This window comes from Halorhodospira neutriphila, from assembly GCF_016584055.1.
In the GTDB taxonomy this organism is placed as follows: Bacteria; Pseudomonadota; Gammaproteobacteria; order Nitrococcales; family Halorhodospiraceae; genus Halorhodospira; species Halorhodospira neutriphila.
The window spans coordinates 1-6725 of record NZ_NRSH01000118.1; the positions used below are offsets into that span (position 1 = coordinate 1).

Below are 6725 nucleotides of genomic sequence, written 5' to 3' on the forward strand. Positions count from 1 at the left end.
GCCCACCGGGGCGACGCTGGCCGCGGCGGGCGTGGCCTACGCCTGGCCGGCGGCGGGGCCGCTGGCGGTGCTCGCCGGCGCCGGCGTGTGGGCCTTCCGCCCGGCGGGCAGGGCGGCGGACGAGGCCGCCGGGGCGGCCTCCTCGGAGGCCGCCGAGCTCGAGCGGGCGCTGCGCGAGCTGCTCAGCGATATCGACGACAGCCTCAACGCCGAGTTCCGGAGCGTCTCCAGCGACCTCGAGCAGATCCGCTCCCTCGTCGCCGACGCCATCGCCTCGCTCAACGCCAGCTTCAACGGCATGGACCAGGCCACGGACGAGCAGGAGCGGCTCGCGCGGACGGTCATCGAGCAGACCAGCGGCAGCTCGGCGGCCGAGCAGTTCGGCCTGAGCGAGTTCATCCGCGAGACCGAGGACTTCCTCAACGAGTACGTCGACATGGTCGTCGAGATGAGCCGCAGCAGCGTCAAGACCGTCGAGCGCATCGACGAGCTCAACGGGGAGATGGGGCGGATCCACGAGCTGCTCGGCGACCTCAAGGAGATCGCCGGGCAGACCGACCTGCTCGCCCTCAACGCCAGCATCGAGGCGGCGCGGGCCGGGGAGGCCGGCCGCGGCTTCGCCGTCGTCGCCGAGGAGGTGCGCAAGCTCTCCGAGAAGGCGAACCAGTTCAACGAGCAGATCGGCGAGCAGATCGACTCCATGAGCAGTGCGCTCCACCAGACCCGCCAGGAGGTCGGCGAGATGGCCTCCCGGGACATGAACGCCACGCTCTCCGCCAAGGAGCGGATCTCGCGTACCATGCGCCAGCTCGAGGAGCTCGACCGCGAGGTCGAGCAGCACGTCTCGCGCATCTCCGAGGCCAGCACCCAGATCGACGGCCACGTCAACGACGCGGTGCGCGCCCTGCAGTTCGAGGACATCGTCGCGCAGCTCGTTGACAGCTCCCGGGCGAGCGTCGAGGGGCTGGACAGCTACCTCGAGGGCGTGCGCGGCGTCCTCCACGCCATCGCCGCGGAGGACGCCCACGGCCGGCGCTACGCCGAGCGCCTCGACGAGGCGCGCTCGCGCCTGGCCGAGCGCCGCCGCTCGCGCGAGGCCGAGCGGGCGCAGCAGCGCACGGTGGAGCAGGGCTCGATGGCGCAGGGCGACGTGGAGCTCTTCTGAGGCGCGCGGCCGCGGCGCCCCTCAGCCTTAATGACAGCGACCTCAACGCGAAGGAGGACACCATGGCGATCCAGACCCGGTACGAGGACGACGGCCAGAGCCTCGTGCTCAGCGTCCAGGGGTACTTCGACTTCAGCCTGCACAAGGACTTCCGGCAGGCGTACAAGGGCGCCGAGGGGGTGCGGCGCTTCGTGGTGGACCTGCGCGATACGGAGTACATGGACAGCTCGGCGCTGGGCATGCTGCTGCTGCTGCGCGAGTTCGCCGGCGACCAGGGCGGCGAGGTGATCCTCCGCCACTGCTCCCGCGAGGTGCGCAAGATCCTCGAGATCGCCAACTTCCAGCGCCTGTTCCAGATCGAGGACTAGGCGCCGAGGCGGCAGCGTGCCGCGTGCAGAGGGCCTGACCATGGCGGCGTCACCGGAGCCGAATCCCGAGGAGCCGGACACCTTCCTGGTCGTCGACGACGAGCCGGTCAACGTCATGCTCCTCGAGGCGCTGCTCACCGCCCGGGGCTTCCACGTCCTCACCGCCGCGAGCGGCGAGGAGGCCGTCGAGCGCTTCCGCGAGCACGCCGTGGACATGGTCCTCATGGACATCCTCATGCCCGGCATGGACGGCTACGAGGCGACGCGCCGGATCAAGGCGCTCGATCGCGGCGGTTTCGTGCCGGTGCTGTTCATCACCGCGCTGAGCGACGAGCAGCGCCTGGCGCAGTGCATCGAGGCCGGCGGCGAGGACTTCGTCACCAAGCCGATCAACCGCGTCCAGCTCAACGCCAAGATCGACGCCTGGCTGCGCACCCGCGCCCTCTACCGGACCGTGGCCGAGCAGCGCGACGCCCTGCAGGCCCACCAGCGCCGGCTCGAGCACGAGCAGGAGACCGCCGAGCGCATCGTCGCCCGGGCGACGGCCTCGCCGGCCCTCGAGGCGCCGGGGCTGCGCTACCACTACCGCCCGGCGGCCATCCTCAGCGGCGACCTGCTGCTCGCCGAGTACCGCCCCAACGGCAGCCTGCTGATCCTCCTCGGCGACTTCACCGGCCACGGCATCGGCGCGGCGGTGGGGGTGCCGGGGCTGGCGAGCGCCTACTACGAGGCGGTCGCCCGCGGGGCCGACCCGGCCGAGCTGCTCGACGAGATCAACGAGCGCCTCTACCGCGGCCTGCCGCCGGAGGTCTTCCTGACCGCCGCGCTGATCGAGGTCGATCCCCGCCGGTGCCGGGTCGGCGTCTGGAACGCGGGGATGCCGCCGGTGTGGCTGATCCGCGACGGGGCCGTGCTCTGCCGCTTCCGCTCCAGCGGCCTCCCCCTCGGCGTCGTGCGCGACGCCGGCCCCGGGCGCCGGCAGCTCACCTACTACGACCAGCCGGCCGGGTGCACCCTCTACGCCTGCTCGGACGGGGTGGTGGAGGCCACCGACGGCCACGGCCACATGTACAGCGCCGAGGGCGTCGAGGCGGCCCTGACGGGGGCCCCGGACGAGGCCGGCTTCACGGCGCTGCTCGAGCGCCTCGAGGCGTTCCGGGCCGCGGCGGAGCCGAGCGACGACACCACCCTCCTGGAGCTCGACCTCGACCGGCTGCTCGCCGACGGCGGCCGCGCCGCCTACGGGGCCGCCGAGGCGGTCCACTGGCGCAGCGAGATCGTCCTCGACGCCCGGACCCTCGGCCACATCAACCCCGTGCCCGCGATCATGGACATGCTCGTCGCGCTCGGGGCCCTGGAGGCGCACCGCCAGAGCCTCTACGTGGTGGTCGCCGAGCTCTACACCAACGCCCTCGAGCACGGCCTGCTCCAGCTCGACTCGAGCGTCAAGGCGGGCGAGGCGGGCTTCGACGACTACTACGAGCGCCGCGCCCAGGCCCTGGCGGCGCTCGAGGGCGGCGAGATCCGCCTGCGCCTGCACTGCGACCCGCAGGGCGAGCGCGACCACGGCGTGGTCATCGAGGTCGAGGACAGCGGCGAGGGCTTCGACTACCAGCGCCTGCTCGAGGGCAGCGACCCGGCGGGCCGCTCCGCGGCCTTCGGCCGGGGCATCCTGCTGGTGCGCTCGCTCTGCGACGAGATCGAGTACTTCCCGCCGGGCAACCGCGTCCGCGTCCGCTACACCGGCGGCGAGGGCCGCTAGGCGGGCCTACAGGCCGGCGGCCGTGAAGCGCGCCAGGGCCCCGGCGAGCGCCCCGGCGACGATGGGCAGCGGGGCCGAGGCCAGCAGCCGGGCGAGGGTGTAGCGGCCGCCGAGGGTGGGCAGCTCGTGGGCGGCGACGCGGTGGAAGGCGAGCACCGACCAGGCGGTGAGCAGGGCGATCAGCTGCGCCGTCCCCGCCCCCTCGTCGATGAGTACCAGCACCAGCGGGAAGGAGACCGCCGGCCCGCCGGGCAGCAGCCCGCCGAAGAGCGAGGCGAGCAGCACCCCCTGCCACCCGGAGCTCTCCCCGAGGTAGTCCACGACGGCCTCCTCGGGCAGCAGGGTGATCAGGAAGGCCGCGGCGAGCAGCGCCAGGGGCAGGCGCAGCAGCAGCGGGCGCAGCTGCCGCCAGCCGGTGCCCAGCGCCGCGCGGTGGGGGCGGTCCGGGCGGCGCTGGGCGAGGGCGGCGAGCAGCCCCAGGAGCAAGAGGACCGTGACCAGGCCCAGGGTCATCGGTTGAGCCCTACCCAGCGCGCCACGGGGCGGGCGAGCAGCGCGGCGATGAAGGGCAGGGGCAGGGAGGCGAGCAGCCGCAGGGCGACGAAGTGCACGCCGAGGAAGGGGATCTCGTAGACGATCACCCGGTTGAGCCCGAGCACCGACCAGGCGGTGATGAAGGCGACGCAGACCTCGAAGCTCGCCCCCGCGCCGAGCAGGGCGACGACGAGGGGGAAGGCGGCGAAGGGCCCGCCGGGGGTGAGCGCGCCGGCGGCGGTGGCCAGGGTCAGGCCGCGCAGGCCGCTGCCGGCGCCGAGCCAGCGCTGGACGCTCTCCCGGGGGATGAGGGCCTGGGCGTAGCCGGAGATGAGCACGGCGGCCACGACGATGGGGGCGACCTGCAGCAGCAGCCCGCCGGCGCGCCCGGCCGCCGCCGCGACCGCCCCGGGGCCCATGAGCGCGTAGACGGTCCCGCCCGCCGCCGCGGCGAGGGCGAGGAAGAAGAGCGTCATCCCGTCGGGGCGCGGCGGCTTGGGCAATGGGCCTGTCCTGGTTGCGTTGATTGAGGTCAAAGGGGCGCTACCTTGGGGGGTGATCCCCGCCGTCCCGGGGAGGGCACGCCGGGCCGGTGCAGCAGCGCCCGCAGCCGAGGTAGCGGTTGACCCCGAAGAAGGCCGGCAAGAGGATGGGAAAGAGCAGCGCCGAGCAGCGCTGCAGGTCGCCGTTGAGCCGCTCGGGGGCGACGAGCCAGGTGGTGGCGGCGAGCCCGGAGTGGAAGAACACGGCCATGAAGCCACAATAGACGGTAAGCCGCAGGAGGGGGCTCGTTCGCAGCAGGGAGCGGAGCTGTTGCATCGGCGCCTCGCGGCTCGCGCATCGAAACGCAGGCGATTATATAAGGAGAGCGCCCTATGGCCTACCAACTGCCCGATCTGCCCTACGACTACGGCGATCTGGAGCGCTCCATCGACGCCATGACGATGGAGATCCACCACACCAAGCACCACAACACCTACGTCACCAAGCTCAACGAGGCCATCAGCGGCACCGAGTACGAGGAGGAGGCGCTCGAGGCGCTGCTCGGCCGCGTCTCCACGCTCTCCGTGGCGGTGCGCAACAACGGCGGCGGCCACTGGAACCACAGCCTCTTCTGGCGGCTGATGTCGCCGGACGGCGGCGGCAAGCCCGGCGGCGAGCTCGCCTCGGCCATCGACAGCGCCTTCGGCTCCTTCGAGCAGTTCCGCGAGCAGTTCACCCAGGCGGCGCTCGGGCGCTTCGGCTCCGGCTGGGCGTGGCTGATCAAGACCGCCCGCGGCCTGGAGATCACCGACACGCCGAACCAGGACAACCCGCTCATGGACGTCGCCGCCAAGCAGGGCACGCCGGTGCTCGGGCTCGACGTCTGGGAGCACGCCTACTACCTGCGCTACCAGAACCGCCGCGCCGACTACGTCGAGGCGTGGTGGGACGTGGTCAACTGGGCCGAGGCGGCCCGGCGCTTCGAGCAGGCCTGACGCGCGGCAGCGGCCCCCGGGGCGGCCCGGCGCCTGCCGGGCCGCCCCGGCCGGATCGGCCCCCCGGCTAGTCCCTCCCCGGGCGCTCCCTCCCTCCGGCGATTGGCTCGATTGATCGCCGCGATCCTCAATCGTGATCGCCGCTTTGCCCGCTAACGGCTTGGATCGGTTACACTGCCGCGGTTACCGTTTTGATACACCGTGAGGCCGAGATATCGCCTCGATTCACGGAGTCTTGCATAGAGGGAGGAGCTCCATGACCATCAACGTCGCGATCAACGGTTACGGGCGCATCGGCCGCAACGTGCTGCGTGCCCTCTACGAGTCCGGGCGCACCGACGAGATCCGGATCGTCGCCATCAACGACCTCGGCGACGCCGAGACCAACGCCCACCTGACCCGCTACGACACCGCCCACGGCCGCTTCCCGGGCGACGTCAAGGTCGAGGGCGGCGACCTGCTGGTCAACGGCGACCGCATCCGCGTCTGCGCCGAGCGCGACCCGGCCGCACTGCCGTGGAAGGACCTAGACGTCGACGTGGTCATGGAGTGCACCGGGCTGTTCACCACCAAGGAGAAGGCGAGCGCCCACCTCCAGGCCGGCGCCAAGAAGGTGCTGATCTCCGCGCCCGGCGGCAAGGACGTCGACGGCACCATCGTCTACGGCGTCAACGAGGGCAGCCTCACCGCCGACCACCAGGTCGTCTCCAACGCCTCGTGCACCACCAACTGCCTCGCGCCCCTGGTGAAGGCCATCAACGACGGCATCGGCATCGAGCAGGGGCTGATGACCACCATCCACTCCTACACCAACGACCAGGTCCTCACCGACGTCTTCCACAAGGACCTGCGCCGGGCCCGCAGCGCCACGCAGTCGCAGATCCCGACCAAGACGGGCGCCGCCGCCGCCGTGGGGCTGGTCCTGCCCGAGCTCGACGGCCGGCTCGACGGCTTCGCCATCCGCGTGCCCACCGTCAACGTCTCCCTGGTCGACCTCACCTTCACCGCCTCGCGCGATACCAGCGCCGAGGAGGTCAACCGGGTGGTGCGGGGGGCCGCCGAGGGCGAGCTCGCCGGCGTGCTCAACTACAGCGAGGAGCCGCTCGTCTCCTGCGACTTCAACCACAACCCGGCCTCGAGCATCTTCGACGCCCCGCTGACCAAGGCCCAGGGCAGCCGCCTGATCAAGGTCTGCTCCTGGTACGACAACGAGTGGGGCTTCTCCAACCGGATGCTCGACACCACCGTGGCCCTCATGCGCGCCTGAGGGCGCGCCGCACGAGCGGCCCCGGGCCCGGGAGGCCGGGCCCGAGCCAAGAAGGCCCCGTCCGGCGACGCCGGGCGGGGCCTTCTTGATGGCTGCGCGTTGATGGCTGCGCGTTGATGGCTGCGCGTTGATGGCTGCGCGGGGCCGGGGC

Annotated in this window: 8 protein-coding genes; 5 read left to right on the forward strand and 3 right to left on the reverse strand. The window is 72.3% G+C overall.

What is annotated here, in order from left to right:
- The 3 genes from CKO13_RS09615 to CKO13_RS09625 form a co-directional block, all read left to right on the forward strand.
- Window positions 1–1165: methyl-accepting chemotaxis protein (locus CKO13_RS09615; protein ID WP_200260125.1), on the forward strand; the 1165-nt coding region annotated here is incomplete at its 5' end.
- Window positions 1166–1227: 62 nt separating this feature from the next.
- Window positions 1228–1533 (forward strand): STAS domain-containing protein, encoded by a 306-nt coding sequence (locus CKO13_RS09620; protein WP_200260128.1) that lies wholly within the window; start codon window positions 1228–1230, stop codon window positions 1531–1533.
- 16 nt (window positions 1534–1549) lie between these two features.
- Entirely contained in the window at window positions 1550–3295 is a 1746-nt protein-coding gene (locus tag CKO13_RS09625) for a SpoIIE family protein phosphatase (RefSeq protein WP_200260131.1), read from the forward strand.
- Between the two features lie 6 nt (window positions 3296–3301).
- On the opposite strand, the gene CKO13_RS09630 is transcribed toward CKO13_RS09625, so the two are convergent.
- The 3 genes from CKO13_RS09630 to CKO13_RS09640 all read right to left on the reverse strand — a co-directional run bounded on the left by CKO13_RS09630 (window position 3302) and on the right by CKO13_RS09640 (window position 4648).
- Entirely contained in the window at window positions 3302–3808 is a 507-nt protein-coding gene (locus CKO13_RS09630; protein ID WP_200260134.1) for a hypothetical protein, read from the reverse strand.
- Window positions 3805–4305, reverse strand: coding sequence for a permease (locus CKO13_RS09635; RefSeq protein ID WP_200260137.1), 501 nt, complete (start codon window positions 4303–4305; stop codon window positions 3805–3807). Before CKO13_RS09635 ends, CKO13_RS09630 begins: the two co-directional genes overlap by 4 nt.
- A 67-nt stretch (window positions 4306–4372) precedes the next feature.
- Entirely contained in the window at window positions 4373–4648 is a 276-nt protein-coding gene (locus CKO13_RS09640; protein WP_200260140.1) for a hypothetical protein, read from the reverse strand.
- 56 nt (window positions 4649–4704) lie between these two features.
- On the opposite strand from CKO13_RS09640, the gene CKO13_RS09645 reads away from it, so the two are divergent.
- Entirely contained in the window at window positions 4705–5307 is a 603-nt protein-coding gene (locus CKO13_RS09645) for a superoxide dismutase (RefSeq protein ID WP_200260143.1), read from the forward strand.
- A gap of 256 nt (window positions 5308–5563) precedes the next feature.
- Entirely contained in the window at window positions 5564–6574 is a 1011-nt protein-coding gene (gap, locus tag CKO13_RS09650; RefSeq protein WP_200260147.1) for a type I glyceraldehyde-3-phosphate dehydrogenase, read from the forward strand.
- Window positions 6575–6725: the final 151 nt, after the last annotated feature.